This window comes from Streptomyces sp. PTL18 (genome assembly GCF_059510295.1).
The window spans coordinates 1-285 of sequence record NZ_JCAJZO010000167.1 but is presented as its reverse complement, the minus strand read 5'-3'; the positions used below and the strand labels follow the sequence as shown (position 1 = coordinate 285).

The following is a 285-nucleotide window of genomic DNA, read 5'->3' as shown; positions in this document are numbered from 1 at the left end:
GGTGCCACTCACGCCGAAGGCGGAGACGGCGGCGCGGCGCGGTCGGTCACCGCCGAGGGACCACTCCCGTTCCTCGGTGAGCAGTTCGACGGCTCCGGCAGACCAGTCGACGCGGGCCGTGGGTTGGTCGGCGTGCAGGGTGCGCGGCAGCACCCCGTGCCGCATCGCCAGCACCATCTTGATGACGCCTGCGACACCGGCGGCGGCCTGGGTGTGACCGATGTTGGACTTCACCGAGCCCAGCCACAGGGGGCGTTCGCGGTCCTGGCCGTAGGTGGCGATCAA

At 71.6% G+C, this 285-nt stretch carries 1 pseudogene; it reads right to left on the bottom strand.

Features of this window, described 5'->3' with window-relative positions:
* Window positions 1–285: pseudogene (locus tag AC5WS8_RS39495) on the bottom strand (polyketide synthase); the annotation flags it as partial.